General features: G+C 66.3%; 20 protein-coding genes. 5 read left to right on the top strand and 15 right to left on the bottom strand.

What is annotated here, in order from left to right:
• Positions 1-981, bottom strand: coding sequence for an RluA family pseudouridine synthase (locus METUNV1_RS02960; RefSeq protein WP_043358922.1), 981 nt, complete (start codon positions 979-981; stop codon positions 1-3).
• Between the two features lie 377 nt (positions 982-1,358).
• On the opposite strand from METUNV1_RS02960, the gene METUNV1_RS02955 reads away from it, so the two are divergent.
• Together METUNV1_RS02955 and METUNV1_RS02950 are read left to right on the top strand one after the other, a co-directional pair.
• Positions 1,359-4,244, top strand: coding sequence for an Rne/Rng family ribonuclease (locus tag METUNV1_RS02955; RefSeq protein ID WP_008058683.1), 2,886 nt, complete (start codon positions 1,359-1,361; stop codon positions 4,242-4,244).
• Between the two features lie 155 nt (positions 4,245-4,399).
• Entirely contained in the window at positions 4,400-4,915 is a 516-nt protein-coding gene (locus METUNV1_RS02950) for an SRPBCC family protein (RefSeq protein WP_008058681.1), read from the top strand.
• A 48-nt stretch (positions 4,916-4,963) separates the two neighbouring features.
• Here METUNV1_RS02950 and METUNV1_RS02945 read toward each other — a convergent pair whose 3' ends face one another.
• Both METUNV1_RS02945 and ttcA read right to left on the bottom strand, forming a co-directional pair.
• Positions 4,964-5,470 carry a low molecular weight protein-tyrosine-phosphatase gene (locus METUNV1_RS02945; protein ID WP_051165294.1) on the bottom strand — a complete coding sequence of 169 codons (507 nt, stop codon included), beginning with the start codon at positions 5,468-5,470 and terminating at the stop codon, positions 4,964-4,966.
• Between the two features lie 7 nt (positions 5,471-5,477).
• Positions 5,478-6,419 (bottom strand): tRNA 2-thiocytidine(32) synthetase TtcA, encoded by a 942-nt coding sequence (ttcA, locus tag METUNV1_RS02940; RefSeq protein ID WP_008058678.1) that lies wholly within the window; start codon positions 6,417-6,419, stop codon positions 5,478-5,480.
• A gap of 214 nt (positions 6,420-6,633) precedes the next feature.
• On the opposite strand from ttcA, the gene METUNV1_RS02935 reads away from it, so the two are divergent.
• Positions 6,634-7,614 (top strand): nodulation protein NodZ, encoded by a 981-nt coding sequence (locus METUNV1_RS02935; protein ID WP_008058677.1) that lies wholly within the window; start codon positions 6,634-6,636, stop codon positions 7,612-7,614.
• Between the two features lie 171 nt (positions 7,615-7,785).
• Here the strand turns inward: METUNV1_RS02935 and METUNV1_RS02930 are convergent, their stop codons facing one another.
• The 12 genes from METUNV1_RS02930 to METUNV1_RS02875 all read right to left on the bottom strand — a co-directional run bounded on the left by METUNV1_RS02930 (position 7,786) and on the right by METUNV1_RS02875 (position 19,838).
• Positions 7,786-8,661, bottom strand: coding sequence for an urease accessory protein UreD (locus tag METUNV1_RS02930; RefSeq protein WP_008058676.1), 876 nt, complete (start codon positions 8,659-8,661; stop codon positions 7,786-7,788).
• Positions 8,651-9,298, bottom strand: a complete 648-nt coding sequence (gene ureG, locus METUNV1_RS02925) for an urease accessory protein UreG (protein WP_008058675.1) — start codon at positions 9,296-9,298, stop codon at positions 8,651-8,653. Before ureG ends, METUNV1_RS02930 begins: the two co-directional genes overlap by 11 nt.
• Positions 9,299-9,302: 4 nt before the next feature.
• Positions 9,303-11,015, bottom strand: a complete 1,713-nt coding sequence (gene ureC, locus METUNV1_RS02920; protein WP_008058673.1) for an urease subunit alpha — start codon at positions 11,013-11,015, stop codon at positions 9,303-9,305.
• A 24-nt stretch (positions 11,016-11,039) separates the two neighbouring features.
• Positions 11,040-11,744: an urease subunit beta gene (locus METUNV1_RS02915; protein ID WP_008058672.1), complete on the bottom strand. Its 705-nt coding sequence runs from the start codon at positions 11,742-11,744 to the stop codon at positions 11,040-11,042.
• A gap of 15 nt (positions 11,745-11,759) precedes the next feature.
• Positions 11,760-12,494, bottom strand: coding sequence for an urease accessory protein UreF (locus tag METUNV1_RS02910; RefSeq protein WP_008058671.1), 735 nt, complete (start codon positions 12,492-12,494; stop codon positions 11,760-11,762).
• 1 nt (position 12,495) lies between these two features.
• The gene (locus METUNV1_RS02905; protein ID WP_008058670.1) at positions 12,496-12,993 is read right to left on the bottom strand and encodes an urease accessory protein UreE; all 498 of its coding nucleotides are present in this window, start codon (positions 12,991-12,993) and stop codon (positions 12,496-12,498) included.
• A 97-nt stretch (positions 12,994-13,090) separates the two neighbouring features.
• A complete protein-coding gene (gene urtA, locus METUNV1_RS02900) occupies positions 13,091-14,266 on the bottom strand; it encodes an urea ABC transporter substrate-binding protein (RefSeq protein ID WP_008058669.1) in 1,176 nt (391 codons plus the stop codon).
• A 539-nt stretch (positions 14,267-14,805) separates the two neighbouring features.
• Positions 14,806-15,114, bottom strand: coding sequence for a hypothetical protein (locus tag METUNV1_RS02895; protein ID WP_008058665.1), 309 nt, complete (start codon positions 15,112-15,114; stop codon positions 14,806-14,808).
• Between the two features lie 4 nt (positions 15,115-15,118).
• A complete protein-coding gene (locus METUNV1_RS02890) occupies positions 15,119-15,808 on the bottom strand; it encodes a tetratricopeptide repeat protein (RefSeq protein ID WP_008058663.1) in 690 nt (229 codons plus the stop codon).
• A gap of 26 nt (positions 15,809-15,834) precedes the next feature.
• Positions 15,835-16,818: a Rieske (2Fe-2S) protein gene (locus tag METUNV1_RS02885; protein WP_008058661.1), complete on the bottom strand. Its 984-nt coding sequence runs from the start codon at positions 16,816-16,818 to the stop codon at positions 15,835-15,837.
• 75 nt (positions 16,819-16,893) lie between these two features.
• Entirely contained in the window at positions 16,894-19,281 is a 2,388-nt protein-coding gene (locus METUNV1_RS02880; RefSeq protein ID WP_043358920.1) for a N,N-dimethylformamidase beta subunit family domain-containing protein, read from the bottom strand.
• Between the two features lie 116 nt (positions 19,282-19,397).
• Positions 19,398-19,838 (bottom strand): N,N-dimethylformamidase alpha subunit family protein, encoded by a 441-nt coding sequence (locus tag METUNV1_RS02875; protein WP_008058659.1) that lies wholly within the window; start codon positions 19,836-19,838, stop codon positions 19,398-19,400.
• A gap of 277 nt (positions 19,839-20,115) precedes the next feature.
• On the opposite strand from METUNV1_RS02875, the gene METUNV1_RS02870 reads away from it, so the two are divergent.
• Both METUNV1_RS02870 and METUNV1_RS02865 read left to right on the top strand, forming a co-directional pair.
• Positions 20,116-21,288, top strand: coding sequence for a transporter substrate-binding domain-containing protein (locus tag METUNV1_RS02870; protein ID WP_008058658.1), 1,173 nt, complete (start codon positions 20,116-20,118; stop codon positions 21,286-21,288).
• A complete protein-coding gene (locus METUNV1_RS02865; RefSeq protein WP_008058657.1) occupies positions 21,281-21,910 on the top strand; it encodes an ANTAR domain-containing response regulator in 630 nt (209 codons plus the stop codon). The genes METUNV1_RS02870 and METUNV1_RS02865 overlap by 8 nt, the downstream gene beginning before the upstream one ends.
• Positions 21,911-21,930 lie beyond the last annotated feature (20 nt).

Below are 21,930 nucleotides of genomic sequence, written 5' to 3'. Positions count from 1 at the left end.
TCAGGGTTGTGGGCGGGCCGCGCGATCGAATTCGCGCGGATGCTGCTGGTCGAGCCGGCGCACGAAGCCGGCCAGGTCGTCGGGCAGCGGCGCCTCGATCTGCAGACGCTCACCTGTGAGCGGATGGTTCAGGGTCAGGCTGTGCGCGTGCAGGAACATGCGCGGCAGCCCCTCCTTGCGCAGTGCCTTGTTCAGCGGAAAGTCGCCGTACTTCTCGTCGCCGGCGATCGGAAAGCCGCTGGCCGACAGATGCACCCGGATCTGGTGGGTGCGGCCGGTCTTGATGCGCACGCCGAGCAGGCTGTAGCCGGGCCAGCGCGCTTCCAGCTCGACGATGGAATGGGCGGTCTTGCCGTCCGGATCCACCGACACCCGCCGCTCGCCGGATTCGGTCAGGTACTTGGTCAGCGCGAGCCGGATGTGCTGCACCGGGTTCAGCCAGCGGCCCTTCACCAGCGCGAAGTAACGCTTGTCCATCGCGCCGTCGCGGAAGGCGTCGTGCAGCGCGGTCAGCGCCGAACGCTTCTTGGCGATCAGCAGGATGCCGGAGGTTTCGCGGTCAAGACGGTGCGCCAGTTCCAGCAGCCGCGCCTGCGGCCGTGCCCGGCGCAGGCTTTCGATGACGCCGAAGCTGACGCCGGAACCGCCATGCACCGCGATGCCGGCCGGCTTGTTGATCGCCAGAAAGGCCTCGTCCTCGTACAGGATGGCGAACTCGAGTGCCGGCACGGCGGCCGGCGCCCCCGGCTCGGCCGTCCGGATGGGCGGAATGCGCACCTCGTCGTGCTCGGTTAGCCGGTAGGTCTGATCGACCCGCTTGCTGTTAACACGTACCTCGCCGGAACGCAGGATGCGATAGACGTGACTTTTCGGCACGCCCTTGCATACACGCAGCAGGAAGTTGTCGATGCGCTGGCCGGCGTCCTCCGCGTCCACCACATGCCGCACCACCTTCGGAGCTTCTTTACCCAACTCCTTCATTTCAAATATACTGCGACGGGTTTTTGCTCTGGTTTCAATACAGACGCAGCGTGAAGCGCATCCAGCCCGAAGTGGCGGACGCCGGGTGACATTAAGACGGTGAAGTGCTTCCTCATGCAGTCCTTCTTGAACAGGCCAGAACCGGATCACGGGTTAATCCCGCTCACCCAAAGTAGCGAGTGTACTGAGTAGCGCGAGTACCGTACAGGCAGAATCCCCCAGGCAGTCGCACAGTGCGGCTGCATTGAGAGTTGGCAGACCCCTCCACGTCCCCCGTCCGTTCCCATCGAAAAAACCCGATTGCAGCCGACAAGATAGACGTTATTAATTGACGAGCGGTTTGTCCTGCCCGTGTGCGGTGCGCGCGGGAGAAGTTGATGAAACGAATGCTCTTCAACGCGACGCAGGCCGAAGAGCTGCGCGTCGCGATTGTTGACGGTCAGAAGCTGGTTGACCTCGACATAGAGTCATCCAGCAAGGAGCAGCGCAAGAGCAATATCTACAAGGCAGTCATTACCCGCATCGAGCCCAGTCTCGAAGCCTGCTTTGTCGACTACGGTGCAGACCGTCACGGCTTCCTGCCGTTCAAGGAAGTATCCCGTTCCTATTTCAAGCCCGACCTCGAGCCGGGCCGCGCCCGCATCCAGGATGCACTGAGCGTCGGCCAGGAACTGATCGTCCAGATCGACAAGGACGAACGCGGCAACAAGGGCGCCGCCCTCACCACCTTCATTTCGCTGGCCGGCCGCTATCTGGTGCTGATGCCGAACAACCCGCGCGGTGGCGGTGTGTCGCGCCGGGTCGAAGGGGATGATCGCGCCGAACTGCGCGAAACCATGGATCAGCTCGAAGTGCCGGGCGGCATGAGCCTGATCGCCCGCACCGCCGGCATCGGCCGCAACGCCGAAGAGCTGCAGTGGGATCTGAACTACCTGCTGCAGCTGTGGACCGCGATCGAAGGTGCGGCCCAGTCGCAGACCGGCGCTTTCCTGATCTACCAGGAAGGCAGTCTGGTGATCCGCGCCATCCGCGACTACTTCCAGCCGGACATCGGTGAAATCCTGATCGACACCGACGAGGTGTTCGAGCAGGCCTACACCTTCATGGAACACGTGATGCCCGGCAACGTGTCCCGGGTCAAGCGCTACCGTGACGACGTGCCGCTGTTTTCGCGCTTCCAGATCGAACACCAGATCGAATCCGCTTACTCGCGTCAGGTGAACCTGCCGTCCGGCGGCGCCATCGTGATCGACCACACCGAAGCGCTGGTGGCGGTGGACGTGAACTCGGGCCGCTCGACCAAGGGCAGCGACATCGAGGAAACCGCGCTGCGCACCAACTGCGAGGCGGCGGACGAGATCGCCCGCCAGCTGCGCCTGCGCGACCTCGGCGGCCTGATCGTCATCGACTTCATCGACATGGAAAACCCGCGCGCCCAGCGCGAGGTGGAAACCCGCCTGCGCGACGCGCTGCATCACGACCGCGCCCGCGTGCAGATGGGCAAGATCAGCCGCTTCGGCCTGCTCGAACTGTCGCGCCAGCGCCTGCGTCCGGCCCTGGCGGAAACCAGCTACATCCCCTGCCCGCGCTGCAGCGGCACCGGCCACATCCGATCGACCGAATCGGCCGCGCTGCACATCCTGCGCATCCTCGAAGAGGAAGCGATGAAGGAGAACACGGGTGCGGTGCACACCCAGGTGCCGGTCGATGTCGCCACCTTCCTGCTGAACGAGAAGCGGGCCGACATCAACGCGATCGAACTGCGCCACAAGGTCAACATCGTCCTCATCCCGAACAAGCACCTCGAAACGCCGGCACACGAAATCATCCGCCTGCGCCATGACCAGCTGAATCTGGAAGGCACGACGCCGCCGTCCTACCAGATGGCAATCAACCCGTCCGCCGAAGGCTATCAGCCGCCGTCCGCCATTCCGGCCGACGAGCGTCCGAAGCGCATGGAAGCGGCGATCAAGCACATCACGCCGGATCAGCCGGCGCCTGTGGTGGCCGAACCGGCGGCAGCCGCTCCGGTTGCCGCCGCTCCGGCGCCCGCGCCGGCAGCCAAGGGCGGCTTCTTCGGCTGGATCGCCTCGCTGTTCGGTGGCGGCCAGTCCGCACCTGCGCCCGCACCGGCTCCGGCCACTGAAGCCAAACCGGCGCAGACGCGCGAGCGCGCCCCGCGTGGTGACGGCGAACGCGGTCGCAACCGCAACCGCCGTGACGGCCGTGAGGGCCGTGAAGGTCGCGAACAGCGCGAGGGTCGCGAGCCGCGCGAAGGCCGTGAAAACCGCGAAGGTCGCGAGGCACGCGCAGAACAGCCGAACAAGGGTGAAGGTCGCGGCGAAGGTCGTAACGAGAGCCGGAACGAAGGCCGTGGCGATGGCCAGCCGCGCAAGCAGCGTGAACCGCGTGAGCCGCGCGAGCCCCGTGAACCGCGGGCACCGCGCGAACGGGCTGCCAATGACGGCCGCGAACAGGCCGCTGCCCAGACCGATCTGCCGCTGACCGAAGCCACCGGCGCCGAAGTGCCGGCACCGGCCGAGGGCGTGGAAGGCGCCGCCGCACCGCGTCGTCGCCGTCGTGGTGGTCGTCGCGAACGGGGTGAACGCCGTCCGGACGCCGCCACCGAAGGTCTGAGCGGCGCGGAAGGCGCGGCCGACGAAGGCGTCGAGGCGGATCTGCCGGTGGTCGCCGCAGCCAATGAAGCGGCTGTCAGCGTGGCCGCCGACACCGTGGCGCCGGTGGCGGACGCTCCGGTCGCCGAGGTCGCGACCGCAGAAGCCCAGGCCAGCCTGCCGCTGGATACGCCGGTGGAGACCGAAGCCGTCGCGACGCCGGTGCAGAACGAACCGCAAGCCCAGCCGACCCCGGCTGCGGACAGCGTCGTTCAGGCTGCCGAAACCGTGGCGGACACGGTGACCGCGTCGGCAAGCGCAGTGATCGAATCCGCGGTCGAACCGGCCGTGGTCGCAGCGGAAGAGGCGGCGCCGACGGTACCGCAGACCGACAGCAGCGAATCGACGCTGGTGCGCGCAATGGAAAGCCTGGGCGGCTTCGCCCCGGCGGCCCCCGCGCCGGCACCGGTCGCGGCGCCCGACCTGAAGAGTTCGCTGTCGAGCAGCGGCCTGGTCATGGTCGAAACGTCGGCAACGGCCAGCGTCGTGCCGGTGGAGGTCGAGCAGACCCCGCTCGGCCGCCGCCGTCGTCCGGTCGCGGTGATCAGCAACGAGCCGATGCAGCAGGTGGAAACGCGCGGCGAATAAGCGCGCTCCGTCGTCCCGCATCGTGCAGAAGGGCCCGGCATCGTCCGGGCCCTTCTTCATTGGAATCCGCAGGAAAATTTCCCGGTCACAGGGCGGATGTTTTCACCGACACTGCGCCCCGCAGGTTCAATCACAACAAACGAGGAGAAAAACCCATGCGTCTTTTTGCAGCCCTGCTCGCCGTCGTCGCCAGCACCACCGTGTTCGCCCACGGCCCGTCGCGCCTGAAGGCGAACGAGTCCATCACGCTGAAAGCCAGCCCGGACGCGGTCTGGGCCAAGGTGAAGGACTTCACCCAGCTGCAGTCCTGGCACCCGGCAGTCGAGAGCAGCACCGCGACCGCAGGCAGCGAGGTCGGATCGGTGCGCACGCTGAAGATCAAGGGCGGTGGCGAAGTGATCGAAAAGCTGGAAGCGATTTCGGACGCCGACCGCAGTTTCACCTATACCGCGCAGGACGGCAGTGCGCTGCCGGTCAGCAAGTACAAGTCCACGCTGACCGTGAAGCCGGCCGACGGCGGCGGTTCGGTGGTGGAATGGAAGGGCGTGTTCTTCCGCGCCGACGCCAGCGAACATCCGGCCGCAGGCAAGGATGATGAAGCGGCCACCGGCACGATGAAGGCGGTCTATACCGACGGCCTGAAAAATCTGAAGGCGCTGCTGGACAAGTGATCGCCCACTGACCGGCGACAGAGGACGGGCGGCCGTGGCCGCCCGTTTTCATTTGAGCCGCTGCTGCAGATCGCGCACCAGACCGTCGGCGGCATCTTCGATCAGGTCGAGCACACGCTCGAAACCGGCCGGCCCGCCGTAGTAAGGGTCGGGCACTTCGTCCTCGTCGAAGGCGTCGGCGTGCTGCAGGAAGAGCGCCAGCTTGTGGCGCAGCGGATCGGGGCAGTGGCGCTCGAGATTGCGCAGGTTGTCGCGGTCCATCGCATAGATCAGGTCGAAGCGCTCGAAGTCCGCCACGTCCACCTTGCGTGCCCGGATGCCGCTGATATCCACGCCGCGCGTCGATGCCGCGGCAATCGCCCGCGGATCGGGGCGCGCGCCGGTGTGGTAGCCGTGAGTGCCAGCGGAATCGACGGCCACCTGAGCACCCAGTCCCGCGGCGTCGAGGCGGGCACGCACCACCCCCTCCGCAGTCGGCGAACGGCAGATGTTGCCCATGCAGCAGAACAGGATTCTCATGTCCGGGTCCGGTACCGCCCGCAGCGGCCTGCGCATCCAGCGCTCAAGCACAGCCGCCACCCGAGGCGACGTTCAGACGGACCGGTATGCCACCCACCGCATCGTCCTCCACCCATGAGCGCACCGGCAGTTCCGGCGGATCGAAGGCGGTGTCGCCCTCCTCCACCACGCTGCCCGGCTTCAGTCCGGCGAAATCGAACAGTTTCTGATCGGCCAGATGCGAAGGCACGACATTGCGCATCGCGGTCGCCATCGATTCGATGCGGCCCGGGTAGAGCCGCGCCCACTCCTGCAGCATGGCCTTCACCTGCTTGCGCTGCGCGTTCTCCTGCGAGCCGCACAGATTGCAGGGGATGATGGGGTAGTCCATCACCCGGGCGAAGCGCTCGATGTCACGTTCGGTGCAGTAGGCCAGCGGCCGGATCACGATGTGCCGGCCATCGTCGCTGACCAGCTTGGGCGGCATGGACTTGATCTTGCCGCCGAAGAACATGTTCAGGAACAGCGTTTCCAGCAGGTCGTCCCGGTGGTGGCCGAGCGCGATCTTGGTCGCGCCCAGTTCGGACGCCACGCGATAGATGATGCCGCGACGCAGCCGCGAGCACAGGCCGCAGGTGGTCTTGCCTTCAGGAATCTTGTCCTTGACGATGGAGTAGGTGTCTTCGGTCTCGATCCGGTACTCGACGCCGATCGATTCGAAATAGGCCGGCAGAATGTGATCCGGAAAGCCCGGCTGCTTCTGGTCGAGGTTGAAGGCGATCAGCCGGAAGCGCACCGGCGCGCGCAGCTGCAGGCCGCGCAGCAGTTCCAGCATGGTGTAGGAATCCTTGCCGCCGGACATGCACACCATGATCACGTCGCCGTCCTCGATCATCGAGTAGTCGGCGATGGCCTGCCCGACCGCGCGCTCGAGGCGCTTGCGGAACTTCAGGAAGGTGTTCGACGGGGTGCCCTGCTCGGGCAGCGGGGCGGTGGCAGACAGCATAAGGACTCCGGGCATGCCGCAGGCGTCGCATCTTCGCGCTCCGGGCGCGGAGCACGACACGCGGTGCCGGACATGCAGACGAAACATCATTGAGAAACGTCGATTATACCGGCCTGCGATCCGCGACACGCCGCCCACCGGCGACTGCACCACCTGAAGCGCAAAAACCCAATAACATGACGATCGAGACATCGCTCCGCATCCTTGCCTCTCGATGAGCCTGCGCCCCCGCATCTGGTCCCTGCGCAGCCGGACACGGCTGCTGCTGCGCTCCGTGGACAATCGCCTCAAGCCGCTCTACTGCCCGTTGCAGCAGCGCTCGAACGGCGGCGTGCTGGCGGTAGACATCGACGCCTGGGTCGGCCTGTTCGCCCAGCTGACCTGGGTGGTCTATCTGCTGAAGTACTGCGAGGAGCGTGGGCTCGAGCCGCGCATCCGGCTGATCGGCCCGCTCTATGCGCGCGTACACGGTCAGGACTGGCTGGGTGAACTGTTCGAACGGCCTTCCGGGCAGAGCGACACACCCGGAACGCCGGTGCGCGCCCTCCGGATCAGCCGCATTTCGGAATTCGCCCAGCTGGGCCTCGCCCGCGACATTCCGGCACGGATATCGGTGCGTCAGGCGGCCCGGCTGATACGCGAACAGCTGCGCGTTCGCCCGGACATCCTGGCTCATGTCGATCGCTTCGCCGCGCAGCACTTCGACCGGCGCCGGGTGATCGGCCTGCACTTTCGAGGCACCGACAAGGCCACCGAAGCGCACCGGGTATCCTGGGAAGACTGCGCAGCCACGGTCGACAACTACCGCCGCGCCCACCCGGACACGCAGGTGCTGTTCGTGTCCAGCGACGAAGCGGCCTTCATCGACTGGATACGCGACCGCATCGCCGGCATCGAGGTGATCGCGCACGACGACCAGGAGCGCAGCCGGGATGGCAAGGCCATCCACACCCAGGCAGCCCGTGGCGACAACGGGCAGAAGGCGCGCGAAGCACTGATCAACACGCTGCTGCTGTCACGCTGTGACGTGCTCATCCGCTCATCTTCTTTCATGTCTGCCTGGTCCAGCCTGTTCCGGCCTGACCTGCCCATCATCATGCTCAACGCGCCGTTCGATGCGAAATGCTGGTTTCCGGATGCCGAACTGATGACCCGCTCGATGAAGCAGTATCTGCCGGATACGCTGCGGGAGTGACCTGCACCTGTCCCGCATTCCTGAGCAAAGGTTGACCGCACGCCCGCAGCGTCATGGACCGCCTGCAGCTGCGTACGCGTTGAATTCGTGGGGTCCCGCCAGCGAGGCGTGGCGGCTTGCCCCTTCCGCCATCCGCCACGCCCCGCCAACGGGATCGATGTGCCGCGACGATCAGCGTCGTCGCAGCGCCGGCGCTGAGCCGGTGTGATGTGTACGCGCCGCGCTCCAGGCGGCGTGCATGAGTCTGTCCAGCCCGACCGCGTCGCCGGCGAGTGCGCGGAACACGATGCCGGCGCCATTCGGCAGCAGGCTGGCGCCCGCCAGTTCGCCGGCGGGTACCGGCAGCGCGCGCAGCGCCTGCAGCAGTTCGCCCTCCGCCGGGCTGCCCAGCAGCCACAGCGAGCCGTGCATGCGCAGACCGGCGTTCGCACCGGCACCGCCGGCCAGCCAGCCGGCGCCGTCGATGCGCATGCACTCGCGCGCCAGCAATTGCCCCTGCGCATCGCGGACGGTCATCGCCGATTCGATGCGCGCAAAACAGCCCTGCCCGCCCTTCGGATCGTGCGGCAGGAAGCTGTCGGCCACCACGACCAGCGCGCCCTCGGCCAGCGTCACCTCGGTATCGCTCACCATGTGGCTGCCGGGAAACAGGATGAGCGGCGCCGGCAGGTATTCCAGCAGCGCGCCCGGCTGCGCGACGAGCCGCATGCGCTGCACCGCGGACCCGCCCTGCATCGCATGCACGATGGTGGAGGCCGGCGTTGCGACATGGGCGCGCGCGCCCTGCCCCACCTCGATCCGGCCGGCCAGCCGCTCGTGCTCGAACAGGCCGCCGGACACCGACTGCAGATACACCACGCACAGATCGGGCGCCGAGCCATCGACATGCAGCGCCCGCCCGACATGTACCGGGTAGCTGACGTACTGTCGGCCCAGATAGGTGCGCCCGGCGGCGTCGCGCGCGAACGCGAGATCGACGCAGGGTCGCCCGCCCATGTCGGGAGCCGCCCGGTGTGCCGCGTCAGCCAGTGCCGGTTCAGCGATCAAACAACACCTCCTGCGCGATGCGCTCGACCACCGCATCAACGCCATCGCCACGGGCGCAGTTGGTGAGCAGCGTGGCACGCCCGGCGCGTACTTCATGCGCCTCGCGCACCATGCGATCGAGATTCACGTTCACATGCGGCGCCAGGTCGACCTTGTTGATCACCAGCAGATCGCTTTGCAGCACGCCCAGCCCGCGCTTGCGCGGAATGTCGTCGCCGCCGGCGACGTCGATCACGAACAGCCAGTAATCAACAAGATCGAGCGAGAAGGAGGACGCCAGGTTGTCGCCGCCGCTTTCGATCAGGATCAGTTCCAGGCCAGGGTAGGCGCGGTCCAGCTCGTCGGCCGCGGCGAGATTCAGCGTCGGGTCCTCGCGGATCGCGGTGTGCGGGCAGGCACCGGTTTCCACCGCCAACACGCGCTCCGGCGCGATCAGGCCGCTGCGGCGCACGCGCTCGGCATCTTCGGCGGTGACCAGATCGTTGGTGATGACCGCGATGTCGGTGCCGCGCGCGATGAAGCGCGGAATGAGCTGTTCCAGCAGCGCGGTCTTGCCGGAGCCGACCGGGCCGCCGATGCCGACCCGCGCCGCACCACGCGGCCGGGCCTTTGAAGAAGGAGAGAGCTGGGCGGACATGGCATCACCTCATCATGTAAAGACGGTTGAGCGGCACGCGGTCGACCGGCGGGCAGCTGATGACGCGCCCGTCGACGCTGACCTCGAAGGTCTGCGGATTGACCGTGATGTTCGGGCAGGCGGCGTTGCGCACCATGTCGGCCTTCTGCAGCGTGCGCGTGCCCTTGCACGGCAGCAGCGCCTTGCGGATGTCGAGCCGGCCGTGGAGGTCGCTGTCCAGCGAGGCGGCGCAGACGAAGTTGGCCGACAGGCCCTGCGGCGCGCGACCGAAGGCGCCCCACTGCGGCCGCATGATGAGCGGCTCGCAGGTCATCAGCGATGCTGCCGAATCGCCCATCGCGCCGTAGGCGATGAAGCCGCCCTTGACCACGATTTCCGGCTTGATGCCGAAGAAGGCCGGGCGCCACAGCACGATGTCGGCGAGCTTGCCCGGCTCCAGCGAACCGACGTGGTGATCGACGCCGAAGGAGCGCGCCGCGTTGATCGTGTACTTGGCGATGTAGCGCAGGATGCGTTCGTTGTCGGCACTGCGCGTGGTCTCTTCCGGCAGGCGGCCGAACTGGTCCTTCATCTTGCTGGCCAGCTGCCAGGTGCGGCAGATCACTTCATTGATGCGCCCCATGCCCTGGCTGTCCGAACCCAGCATGGAGATCGCACCCATGTCGTGCAGCACGTCCTCCGCGGCGATGGTCTGCGCGCGGATGCGGCTTTCGGCGAACGCCACGTCCTCCGGCACCGCAGGATTCAGGTGGTGACACACCATGATCATGTCCAGGTGTTCGTCGAAGGTATTCACCGTGTAGGGGTTGGTGGGGTTGGTCGACGACGGCAGGCAGTGCTGCAGACCGGCCACGCAGATCACGTCCGGCGCGTGGCCGCCGCCCGCACCCTCGGTGTGATACATGTGGATGGTGCGGCCCTTGGTCGCCGCCAGCGTGTCTTCGAGGAAACCCGATTCGTTCAGCGTGTCGGTGTGCAACTGCACCTGGAAATCCATCTCGTCGGCGACCGACAGGCAGGTGTCTATGGTGGCCGGCGTGGCGCCCCAATCCTCGTGGATCTTCAGGCCGATGCAGCCGGCCTTCATCTGCTCGACCAGCGACTCCGGGCGCGAGGAGTTGCCGCGGCCGAGGAAGCCGAAATTCATCGGCCACTGTTCGGACGCCTGCAGCATGCGGCCGACGTTCCACGCGCCGCCGCAGTCGATGCCCACCGTGATCGGGCCGAGCGAGCCGCCGAACATCGTCGTGATGCCGGAGGCGAGTGCGTGCTCGACCAGCTGCGCCGAATCGAAATGCACATGCACGTCCAGCCCACCAGCGGTGGCGATCAGCCCTTCGCCGTCGCGCACCGTCGTGGCGTTACCCACCAGCAGCTGCGGATGCACGCCATCCATCACGTGCGGGTTGCCGGCCTTGCCGATGGCGACGATGCGGCCGTCCTTGATGCCGATGTCGCCTTTCACGATGCCGGCCACCGCGTCGATCACGACGACGTTGCTGATCAGCATGTCGAGCGCGCCCTGTTCCGACGTGAGCCCGCCCATCATGCCGAGGCCGTCGCGCAGCGTCTTGCCACCACCGTGCAGGCACTCGTCGCCCGGCGTGGTGTAGTCGTGCTCGATCTCAGCCAGCAGCGAGGTGTCGCCCAGGCGCACCATGTCGCCCCTGGTCGGTCCGTACATCGCCGCGTAGTCGCGGCGGGAGAGCGATGTCATCAGGTGGTCTCCGTGTTCTGTCGGTCAGGCGCCGCGGAATCCGGCGGCGCGGGCGCGTATCAATGCATCGGGCAGGCCGGCGCCGTCGGCGGTCGATCCTTCGGCCAGCCGGTTCAGGCCGAACACCTCGCCGCTGCCGCCGAAGGCGACCAGCGTCACTTCCTTGTCCTCGCCCGGTTCGAAGCGCACCGCGGTGCCGGCGGCGATGTCCAGATGCATGCCCCAGGCCAGCGCGCGATCGAATTCCAGCGCGCGGTTCACCTCGAAGAAGTGGAAATGGCTGCCCACCTGTATCGGCCGGTCGCCGGTGTTCAGTGCGCGCAGCGTGGCGCGACGGCGGCCGGGGCTCAGTTCGATGCGACCGTCGGCCGGGATGATTTCGCCCGGTACGCGATCAGGCACCGCGTGCTTCGCCGCATCGGGTCCGGGCCGTATCGGGTCGTGCACGGTCACCAGCTTGGTACCGTCCGGAAAGCTCGCCTCGACCTGGATCATCGGCATCAGCGCCGCAACGCCGGGCAGCACGTCGTCGCTGGTGAGGATCTGCGAGCCGAAGCCGATCAGTTCGGCCACCGTGCGGCCGTCGCGGGCACCTTCGAGGATGTCGTCGACGATGATCGCGATCGCCTCCGGGCAGTTCAGCTTCAGGCCGCGCGCGCGGCGCCGGCGCGCCAGTTCGGCGGCGTTGAATATCGTCAGTCTTTCGAGTTCGGTCGGGGTGAGCAGCATGTGTGCGCCCTCCTGTCAGTTGGCGAACAGCCGCGCCGCGCGCGGTTCGTGGCGCATGGCGGCGAGGTCGAGCACCGGTGCGCCGCTCCACAGCGCGTCGACCGGGCATGGCGGCGCCGCCATCACGCGGGCGATCAGCGGACGCGTACGGGTAAGCAGGCGCTGGCCTTCGGTGTGACCGATCAGCCCCAGCCGCAGCGCCGCGCCGACCACCGTGGTGCACAGTCCGCTGGACGCCATCGCGTCACAGCCGGCAGCCGACAGTCCGTACGCGCCCCACACCAGGCCCTGCACCACCGGCAGGTGACCGGGCAGGCCGGATGCACGCACCTGATCCAGATAGACCTGGGCGATGCCCTGCCCCAGATCGGCATGCACCCGGAGCTGGGTGAAGCCGAGCCGGCGGCTGGCGTCACGCCAGCTGCGCGTCAGGTTCATCGCCTCGCACAGGCGATCCAGTTCGATCGCATCACTGAGCGCGGCGGCGCCGCGCTGCACCCAGGCTTCACGGGCCGCGTGCATCAGCGGCCGGTCGAAGCCGGCCCAGCGCTGTTCGATATGGGCGCACAGCACCTCGAACACCTGCTCGGCATTGCTCACCCGGGCGTCGTGGCGCAGCGATTCCAGCCCCCAGGAGAACGAGGTCGCGCCGCTGGGAAAGAAGCTGTCGGCGAACTGCAGCATGGTGAGCATGTCCAGCGCACCGCCGTCGTCAGCCGGCAGGCCGAGGGCGGGATCGGCGTGATTCATGTCAGTGCGCATGCGGAACCGCCAGATAGCGCACCCCGCCCGCCGGTACGGCCGGGGCGTCGATGATTTCGGCATCGCCACGGGCGATCAGATGCGCGAGGCGTTGCACATAGCCTTCGCGCGGACCTTCGAGCGGCACCCAAAGGCAGCTGCCCTCGAAGCGCACCTTCCAGTGCATGTTGCCGGCGAAGTAACCCAGCTCCAGCGCGCCGGCTGCGTGCGGTGCGCGCAGCACCAGCCATTCAGGCTCGTCGAGCACCACCATCACCGCACGGGCGGGTTCGAGCAGCAGCACTGAGCCGTTGTCGAGCGCCGATGCGCGGTCCAGCATCAGCGCCACCTCGTTGCCGCGGTCGGTCAGCACGCGCTGACGGCGTCGCTGAAGGTCGGTGCGCGACAGGTGGATGCGCTCCACCACGCCGTCGTGTGCCATCTGGTGCAGACGCTCGGCCAGTTCGGGGTCGGACGCGTGGCCGACGATTTCAGTCAGTCTGAGCATGGTTCGATCTCGAATCTTTCGGTACAGGAGCCGGCGCCGCGACGGTCGCGGCGCCGGCCGTGCCGCTGCGGTCCCGCTGTCGCAGGACCGCATGCGCTTACAGCGTCGGATACGGATTCGGTTCGATCAGCGGCGATTCGTAGATCAGCTTGACCTGGCCGTCCGCCATGAAGGAACCGATGCGCGCCTGCTTCCACAGATGATGGTTGGTGGCATGGAACTTCACCTTGCCTTCCGGCCCTTCGAACTCGAGGTTGGCCGAGGCCGCCACCACCTTGTCGACGTCGAAGCTCTTGGCCTTCTCGACCGCCTGCTTCCACAGATAGACCGCGGTGTAGGCGCTGGCCAGCGTATCGCCGGTCACCCGCTTGTCGCCGTACTTGGCCTTGAAGGCGGCGACGAATTTCTTGTTGGCCGGGTTATCGAGGCTCTGCAGATAGCTCATGCAGGTGAGCACGTCCTGCACGTTCTCCTTGCCAATGCCGGACACTTCCTCTTCCGACACCGCGAGCGCCATCACCGTGGTCTTGCTGAAGTTCACGCCGGCGGCCTTCAGCTGCTTGTAGAAGGCCACATTGGAGCCACCGACCACGGTGCTCAGGATGATGTCCGGCTTGGTGGCCTTGATCTTGTTGATGGTGGAGCCGAAATTGGTGCTGCCCAGCGGCAGGTATTCCTCGCCCAGCACCTTGCCGCCACCCTTCACGATGGTCGGGCGCGCGATCTTGTTGGTGACGCGCGGCCAGATGTAGTCCGAGCCGATCAGATAGACGCTCTTGCCGCGGTTGGCCAGCAGCCAGTTGCAGGCCTGTATGCACTGCTGGGTCGCTTCGTGCGCGGTGTACAGGATGTTGGGCGACTGTTCCTGGCCTTCGTAATAGGTCGGGTAGTACAGCAGACCCTTCTGCTGTTCGAACACCGGCAGCACCGCCTTGCGCGAGGCCGAGGTGTAGCAGCCGAACACCGCCGCGACCTTGTCGCGGTCAAGCAGCTTGCGCGCCTTTTCGGCGAAGGTCGGCCAGTCGCTGGCGCCGTCCTCGACCACCGGCACGATCTTCTTGCCGAGCACGCCACCGGCCGCGTTGATTTCGTCGATGGCCAGCTTTTCCGCGTCGACCACCGACGCTTCGGCCAGCGCGATGGTGCCGGTCAGCGAATGCAGGATGCCCACCTTGACCGTGTCTTCGGCCATGGCGTTGCGCACCATCCACGGACCGGCGACTGCCGCGAGGGCCAGCCCCTTGACGATGTCGCGCCTGGATTGATTCTTCATGTTGAACCTCGATTGAAGTGATGAAAGAAAGTGGCTTGCGATCGCACCGTCGTCGTTGCCGGGGCGGACTTACGTGTCGTGAAGGCGAAAAAAAAGGGCCTGCCCGGATCCGGAGATCCAGGGCAGGCCCTTTTGCCTTGTTCCGCGCCGGCAATGCTGGCGACGCGGAAAGTTGAGTCGATGATAGGAAGGCTGCTGCAGTGCGTCAAGCATCGACAGCGGCTTTTTCTCAAATTCTTTTCAATGGTCCGGAAGCGCCGATGCACGCGCTTTCGCACCATCAATACAACAGCATTTTCGTGCACGCACCGACGATTCGCATGAGGGCGCGCCCTCCTCTGTGGGCGCGGCCTTGACCGGCCTCACGCTCAGATCAAGGCTGCAATCGCGAGCAAGCCCGCTCCCGCAAAACCCCGGCGCCCGCTAAGACTCACGCGCATCCCGGTGGGCGCGACCTTGGCCGCAACGCAGCGTCTGCCTGCCTCGGGCTTCGATGCGGGCTCCCTTCGCCGTCAGAAGATCGCGCCCATACGGTCGCGTCACGACCCTTCCGTCACGGTGGATCGCCGGTACATGAACACGCAGCGTCCGCCCACCGCCGCACTCGACGCCCTTGCCGGATGCAGACGGTAGCGGCCGGTCATGAAGTCGACCACGGTGCGCGCGGCGTTCACCGACAGCGCCGGCTTCCACAGCCAGATGTCGCGCTCCGGATCGACGCCGCACAGGCCGAACAGTGCGTGTTCAGGGTCGTCCGCCATGCCGATGGACCACTCGTCCATGCGCGCGCCGAACTCCTTGATGTAGGTGAGGCACTCGAACTTGATCTGCTGCACGCTGTAGCTCATCGCATCACCCCGGAACCGGAATCAGCCGTGCCGGCGACGACACCGCTGCGGTGCGGCTGCGCCACTGGTCGAACAGCGCGGCCCCCTTCTGTTTCTCCTCGGCCGACATCTGGCCGATCATGCCTTCGAGCGCGTTGAGCGCGCTGCCCACGCCGTGCTGCGCGGCCAGCGACAGCCAGGCGAAGGCCTGCGCCCTGTCCTTGTCCACGCCCAGCCCGTTGGCGTACATGAAACCCAGCCGCGCCTGGGAGGGAAAGTGCCCCTGCCCGGCCGCCTGCCGGTACCAGTGCGCCGCCTGCACTTCGTCCTGCGCCGTGCCCTGGCCCTTGAAGTACAGCGTTGCCAGATTGCTCTGCGCCATCGCGTCGCCCGCTTCGGCCGCGATGCGCAGCCAGTGCAGGCCGCGTTCCGGGTCGGTCGGCGTGCCATTGCCCATCATCAGCATGGCGCCGACATTGGTCTGCGCCGGCACGTGGCCGCTCTCGGCGGCACGCAGATACCAGCGGAAGGCCTGCGCCAGATCAGCCGGCACGCCTTCGCCATTCGCGTACAGCGCGCCGGTCCAGGCCTGCGCCTCCGCATTGCCGTCCTCGGCCAGCGCCTCGAACAATCTCGCCGCGGTCGGCAGATCGCCATCGCGGTAGGCGACCACCGCGTCTTCGAGTGACAGCGGCGTTTCCATCAGTGCGTCCATATATGCAGATCTCCTGGTTTGCCCGATCAGCGCGCAGCGATGCGCGCCATCACCTGCGTTTCGATCCATCGTCCGCCGGCATCCAGCTGACCGGCCGGGTCACAGCCACGCCCGCCTATGCCGCCGCCTTCAATCGCTGACTGCGCCTGCGCGGCGGCGGCAAGCCGGGTGTGCAGCAGCGTCTCCCACGCGAGCGGGCTGTCGTCAGGCCCGAACTGCGCGACCCGGCACCGCGTGCGGGTTAGCGACACCGGCTGCAGCACGACGGCACAGGTGCCAAGCGGCGACGACAGCAGCACGAGATTGGGAAACAGCAGCGCCGCCCGGCCTTCGGCGTCGCCACGGCACAGCGCGACTTCGCCGGACGCACACGTGGCGGATGCCGCCAGCAGGTGCTGGGCGACCAGCTTCCAGTTGGCGTCGCAGTTCATCCAGCGGATGCGGTGGCGGTCCGCGGCCTCGCCGCGCCACGCCGGCAGTGCCGTCGTCAGCGCGCGCGCGGTCGGATCGAACGATGCCCCGTGCGGATCGAGGCTCACGAACAGCAGCGGCCCCCAGGTCGCTGTGCGCACCGGCAGCAGGCGCTCCGGCCGCAGCCCGAGGTACTGGTACATCTCGGGCGTGCCTTCACCCAGTTCACCGGCCGCGATCGCCGGGCGGTCGAGGCTGTGACCGCAGGAGGTGAATGAGCACGGCGTCTTCGCGCCCTGCTGGCACTGCAACGGCACCACGCGACAACCGCCGTGCTGCGCCTTGTTGAAGCGGCCAGCGAATCCGCCATCCGGCAGGCGCTGCACATGGATGGCGTGATCGCCGACGGTGAAAGGCAGCAGATCGCCGGCGGCCGGAATGTCGAGCGGGCTGCCCACACACACCCATTCGCGCGTCCAGATCGCGTCGTCCTCGGCGCGTGCAAAATCGAGCCCGCGGAAGGCGGCGACGTCGAATGCCTCGCCCGCCCTGCCCGGCCGGCGGTGCAGGTGAACCGGATGTTCGGTCATGCATTCCATCTGACGAATCCTCAGTCTGATTCCATCTGCGCAGGGTTCGCCCGCATGGCGAGCGAACCCTGCCTGCACCTCACATCAGCTCTTCGACGCCAGCGCCGGCGACTCGTAATCCGCGCGACCGCGGTGCTTGATCGCTTCCTTCGGCGCGGCCGGCAGCGGGCCGTCCTGCATGAAGCGGTCAAGCACGTTCTTGGTCAGACGCGAAATGTTGTTGTCGCAGTTGTTCCACGGCAGCGAACCGCAGTAGGCGATCGAGCTGAAGGCAAAGCAGCCGCCGCCATTGGGCGTTTCGTGGAAGGTGATGTCGGCGCGCACGCGCGGATGCACGGTGCCGTCCAGACCTTGCTGGTTGAAGCCGAAGTCCTCCATCACCAGCAGATAGGCCTCGGTGTGACGGCCGGCCGAGGTGGCGACGGTGAGGATGTGCGGCGGCGAACCCAGCATGGTGTCGACGATGTCCAGTTCCAGACCGGCCGCCCCGCCGCCGACCAGACCGAAGTTGCCGAGGTTCTCCTCGTAGCTGATGCCGTCAAAGGCCCAGCTGACGCGCGGATCCAGACTTTCCGGCGTGCGCGAGAAGTAGGACGAAATGTCGAAGCCTTCGGACGACATGCCGGTACCCGCCACCGAATGCAGGTAGCGGCCGCGATAGCGCCACATGCCGCCCAGCTCGCCGGTGCCCTGGTGGTAGTACTCGCCCGGATCGGCGCGCCAAGTGCGGATGCCGGATTCGCAGCGGCGCATTTCAGTGACGATGCCGCGGCCCAGTCCGTCGTAGGCCGGGTGGAAGGAATGCACCCAGTACCAGGCGTCGGCGCCCATATACATCAGGCGCCCGCCGCGCTGGGTGTAGTTGTGCAGCGCGTCGAGCTGGGTGCCCGAATTGTGCTCCGGGTGCGAGCCGGTGATGATGACGTTGTAGTTCTCCAGCCGGGCCAGACCGTCATAGGTCACGTCCTCGTCGGTGAACACGTCGTACTCGTAGCCCATCTGTTCCAGCCAGCAGATCAGGTGCAGGTCGGCCGGGTACTGCCACGGCGCCTGCGCCAGGAAATGGTCGTACTTCGGACGGATGCTCAGGATGGGCCGCAGCCGCGACGACAGGCAGATGCCGCTGCCGTCGGTGTGGGTGTCGTAGATCGAGCCGCCGTACTCGCGGTGTTCGGCGAGGAACATGTTCTGCTGCTGCATGATGGGCACGCGATAGACGAACAGTTCGGCGCCGCCGGCGTTGCACGCGACGTGCTCGTTCGCGTACGCCATGTAGCTGATGGTGGGCACCATCACGGCGATCTTCGACTGTTCCTGGCCGATCTTCGGCACGATCCAGAACGGGATGTAGTCCTCGTCACCTTCCGGCGTGGTGAGCTTGGCGGCGTAGAAGCGGCTCTTGATGTCGGCCGGCACGCTCCATTCGAAGCTCACTTCCCAGCGTGCGTTGTCGAGGTCGTCGTCGTGGAAGTGGATGGCGCCGTATTCCTTCGGCGCGACCTTCCAGTCGAAGGTCTGGCCGGCCCAGTTGTAGCCGGTCAGCGCGCGCGTCGGGCAGTTAACAAGCGTGGCGTCGAAGCGGTAGGGGCCGGCATCCTTCGCCACCAGCGTGTCGATGCCGTCGGAAAAGTCCCAGGCGGCGACGATGGCTTCCGACAGCACGCCGGTCGGGCCGGCGTTGCGGCGCTCGGTCAGTCCCGGTTGCGCACCGCCCTTCATCATTTCGATCTCGAAACGCGACAGCGCACGGCTGCACAGGCGCGGGCTGTCGATCTTGCCGTTGTAGTGGCCGCCGACGATGACGCCCTGCGGCAGCGAGGACAGGCCCAGCGGCCCCGGCTCGACATGATCCACGTAGCCGGCAATCACCAGCGGCAGGTTCGTGTGCTCGACCTTGCCCTTGAACGTCGCCTTGACCGGCGGGATTTCGGGGTCCAGCGCATACACCACCTGCGGCTCGTGATACAGCACCACATCGCCGGTCTTCGCGTCGAAGCTCGCCGCGATGAAGTGCCAGGCGTGGTCGCGCAGCGGTGCGCCGGTCGAGTAGGTTTCACCGTTGATGCGCAGCTCGACGCAGCCGTCGGTGTTGATGAACAGGCCGTAACCCTTGCCGCCCGACCACTTGGTCACCAGGCCCTGGGCGCCGTGCTTCCAGTAGCGCGTGTCGGTCTTGGGCGTGGTCGGCCAGATCCAGCACTGCAGCGTGAAGCTGTCCGGCTTCAGCTGCGGCGCGTCCGCCACGAAGCCGTACGAGCCGCCATAGACGACCTGCTTGATGCCGTCGTAGACGCCCTCGCAGTCGGCCTTCACCGCCTTCTCGATGAAGCCGGGGCCGCGCGGATTGGTGTCGCCATTGATCATCTGCACGATGGACGCGCTGTACTTCTTCGGTCCGTCGCAATTGACGTAGAACTTGATGGTGTCGCCCGGATGGACACTGAACTTGTCGGCGTATCCGGTCAGTCGCATTGCACACATGGTCATTTCTCCAGGCCGAGCGCCGCCCTCCGGGGGCTCGGATGCTTTTGCAGTAGATGGGGTGAAGACGGGTGCGGCCGCAGCCGCGCGTCAGCGCGAGGCGGTGATCAGGTCACCGGCCAGTTGTCGTCGCGCCGCTTGTAGCCTTCGTGGTAGTGCTCGGGCATGCCGTCGGTCTCTTCCATCTCGTCGAGACGCATCAGGAAGATGGCGTGCTGGATGTCCTGCTCGCTGGTGTAGACGGTGTCGTCGACGAATACCGGCGGTACGCCGCGTATGCCGGACAGACGCCCGATGCGCCATTCCGCGTCGATCTTGGTGCAGATGACGATGAGCTTGCCTTTGGGCGAGGCGCCGCGCATGCGCAGCAGCACGCGCCTGAGCAGAGGGTCTTCGTGCACGCCGCCGCTGATGTGGGTGGTGTCACCCGGCGTCGCGCACTTGAGTACCGAGAAGCCGGCCACGCCGGCCATGGACTTCACGCACTCGAGGTGTTCCTGGATCAGCCGGTCGCGTTCCGGCGTGCCTTTCCTGGGTATCGGAATCACTGCACTCTCCTTCAAGGGTTGAACATCTGGAAGCTCCTGTCGCGACCGGCCGGCACTGGCCAATGCGAAAAATCTCGAAAAACTGCGAAAACTCGAAAGCGAAAAACCAAAACAAAAAGGCCTGCCGGATCCGGAGATCCGTGCAGGCCTTTTTGCCCGTCTTCGCGCCCGGCAGTGCTGGCGGGGCGAAGCGTTGAGTGAATCTTAGTGAGCCTCTTTCGCGCGGTCAAGCGTCTGTTAGTATCGGACACGTTTTCAGTCATCCGGCCGCAAACCCGTGTCCATCAACGATCCCATCAAGGTCGGTGTCCTGTTCTCGCGCGAGGGCGTGACATCCCGCATCGAAAACACGATGCTCGCCGGCACGCTTTTCGCGATCCGCGAGATCAACGATGCCGGCGGCATCGACGGCCGGGAGCTGGTTCCGGTCTACTACGATCCGCAGTCCAACCCGCAGCAGTTCCGCGCACTGGCCACGCGCCTGGTTCAGGACGACAAGGTCAATGTCATCTTCGGCTGCTACATGTCGAGCACGCGCAAGGCGGTACTGCCGGTGGTCGAAAGATGGAACCGTCTGCTGTTCTGCCCCACGATGTACGAGGGCTTCGAATTCTCGAACAACATCATCTACACCGGTGGTGCGCCGAACCAGAACAGCGCCCTGCTCGCCGACTACATGTCGACCCGATTCGGCGCGCGGGTGTACCTGATCGGCAGCGACTACATCTTCCCCTACGAGTCGAACCGCATCATGAGCGACTTCGTGCACCACCGTCAGGGCGGTGCCAAGGTGGGCGAGCGCTATGTGCACCTTGACGCGAAGGAAAGCGCCTTCACGCCGATCATGAAGGACATCAGGGCCAAGCAGCCGGACTTCATCTTCTCGACCATGGTCGGCAAGACCACGCGCATGCTCTACCAGGCCTACGCGGACGCCGGTTTCGATCCGAAGAAAATGCCGATCGCAAGCCTGTGCACCAGCGAGGAAGAGGTATCCGAAATGGGTATCCGGCTGGCCGAAGGCCACTACACCGGCGGCACCTATTTCCAGTCGATCGACACCCCGCGCAACCGCGACTGCGTAGCGCTGTTCCGCAAGCTGTTCGGCAACGAGGTACAGCCCAACATGAGCTGGGAGTCGTCCTACTACCAGGTGCATGTGTTCGCGGACGCCTTCCGCGAAGCGGGCAGCGACGAACATGACATCCTGCTGCCGTACGTTCTCGGCCGCGAGTTCGACGCGCCGCAGGGCCGCATCCGCATCCTGCCGCATAACCATCATGCCCGCCTGTACCCGCGCATCGGCCGGGTGAACAGCGAAGGCCAGTTCACGATACTCGCCGAAACCCCGGGCGGCGTGGAGGCCGACCCCTATCTGGTCAGTCACTCCTTCGACGACTGGAGCACACGGCTGCGGGTGAATGCGGTCGAAGAAGGTCGCCATGAGTAGCCCGCCGCGCGCAGGCGTGCGCAGCAAGCGCATCACGCCTGAATTCCTGACCCAGCTGCGCAATCTGCGCATCGTCGTGCTGCATCCGCGCGATGCCGACGGCGAGGTGCTGATCCAGCAGCTGCAGCGCATCGGCTGCCAGGTACAGACCTTCTGGCCGCCGGTGCAGGACCTGCCGGACAAGGTCGACGTCGTGTACTACGCGATCCAGTCGAACGAAATGCACGCGCCGCTGAACTTCAGCAATTTCGAACAGCCGCCGGCGGTGATCGCCGTCGTCGGCTACGAGAACCCGACCATTTTCGAAGTCATGCTGCGCATGGGCGCGACCGGTGTGCTGAGCGCGCCGCTGCGCTCGACCGGCGTACTCGCCTCACTGGTGCTCACCGTCGGCCTGACGCAGGAAATGCGCGGCTACAAGAAAAGGGTGCAGCGGCTGGAGCAGAAGCTGCTCAGCGTGAACCAGATCAACGACGCCAAGGCCATCCTGATGCGCACCCGTGGGGTCAGCGACGCCGAGGCCTACAAGATCATCCGCGAACAGGCGATGAGCAAGCGCATCCCGACCGAGGAGATCGCGCGGGCCATCATCCATGCGGACGAAATCCTGTCCGGACGATGACTGAAGCATTGCAATGACAA

The sequence above is a fragment of the Methyloversatilis universalis FAM5 genome (assembly GCF_000214035.2).
GTDB lineage: Bacteria > Pseudomonadota > Gammaproteobacteria > Burkholderiales > Rhodocyclaceae > Methyloversatilis > Methyloversatilis universalis.
The sequence above is the reverse complement of the archived record's forward strand: the minus strand, read 5'-3'. Positions and strand labels throughout refer to the sequence as shown.

Bases quoted from the DNA above. Each gene is read 5' to 3' on its own strand.
- METUNV1_RS02895 (WP_008058665.1), bottom strand. From the start codon at position 15,114: ATGAGCTACAGCGTGCAGCAGATCAAGTTCGAGTGCCTCACCTACATC.
- METUNV1_RS02905 (WP_008058670.1), bottom strand. From the start codon at position 12,993: ATGCTCAGACTGACTGAAATCGTCGGCCACGCGTCCGACCCCGAACTG.
- METUNV1_RS02960 (WP_043358922.1), bottom strand. From the start codon at position 981: ATGAAGGAGTTGGGTAAAGAAGCTCCGAAGGTGGTGCGGCATGTGGTG.
- METUNV1_RS02950 (WP_008058681.1), top strand. From the start codon at position 4,400: ATGCGTCTTTTTGCAGCCCTGCTCGCCGTCGTCGCCAGCACCACCGTG.
- METUNV1_RS02885 (WP_008058661.1), bottom strand. From the start codon at position 16,818: ATGGAATGCATGACCGAACATCCGGTTCACCTGCACCGCCGGCCGGGC.
- urtA (WP_008058669.1), bottom strand. From the start codon at position 14,266: ATGAAGAATCAATCCAGGCGCGACATCGTCAAGGGGCTGGCCCTCGCG.
- METUNV1_RS02945 (WP_051165294.1), bottom strand. From the start codon at position 5,470: ATGCGCAGGCCGCTGCGGGCGGTACCGGACCCGGACATGAGAATCCTG.
- METUNV1_RS02880 (WP_043358920.1), bottom strand. From the start codon at position 19,281: ATGCGACTGACCGGATACGCCGACAAGTTCAGTGTCCATCCGGGCGAC.
- ttcA (WP_008058678.1), bottom strand. From the start codon at position 6,419: ATGCTGTCTGCCACCGCCCCGCTGCCCGAGCAGGGCACCCCGTCGAAC.
- METUNV1_RS02915 (WP_008058672.1), bottom strand. From the start codon at position 11,744: ATGCTGCTCACCCCGACCGAACTCGAAAGACTGACGATATTCAACGCC.
- METUNV1_RS02865 (WP_008058657.1), top strand. From the start codon at position 21,281: ATGAGTAGCCCGCCGCGCGCAGGCGTGCGCAGCAAGCGCATCACGCCT.
- METUNV1_RS02910 (WP_008058671.1), bottom strand. From the start codon at position 12,494: ATGAATCACGCCGATCCCGCCCTCGGCCTGCCGGCTGACGACGGCGGT.
- ureG (WP_008058675.1), bottom strand. From the start codon at position 9,298: ATGTCCGCCCAGCTCTCTCCTTCTTCAAAGGCCCGGCCGCGTGGTGCG.
- METUNV1_RS02955 (WP_008058683.1), top strand. From the start codon at position 1,359: ATGAAACGAATGCTCTTCAACGCGACGCAGGCCGAAGAGCTGCGCGTC.
- ureC (WP_008058673.1), bottom strand. From the start codon at position 11,015: ATGACATCGCTCTCCCGCCGCGACTACGCGGCGATGTACGGACCGACC.
- METUNV1_RS02935 (WP_008058677.1), top strand. From the start codon at position 6,634: ATGAGCCTGCGCCCCCGCATCTGGTCCCTGCGCAGCCGGACACGGCTG.
- METUNV1_RS02890 (WP_008058663.1), bottom strand. From the start codon at position 15,808: ATGGACGCACTGATGGAAACGCCGCTGTCACTCGAAGACGCGGTGGTC.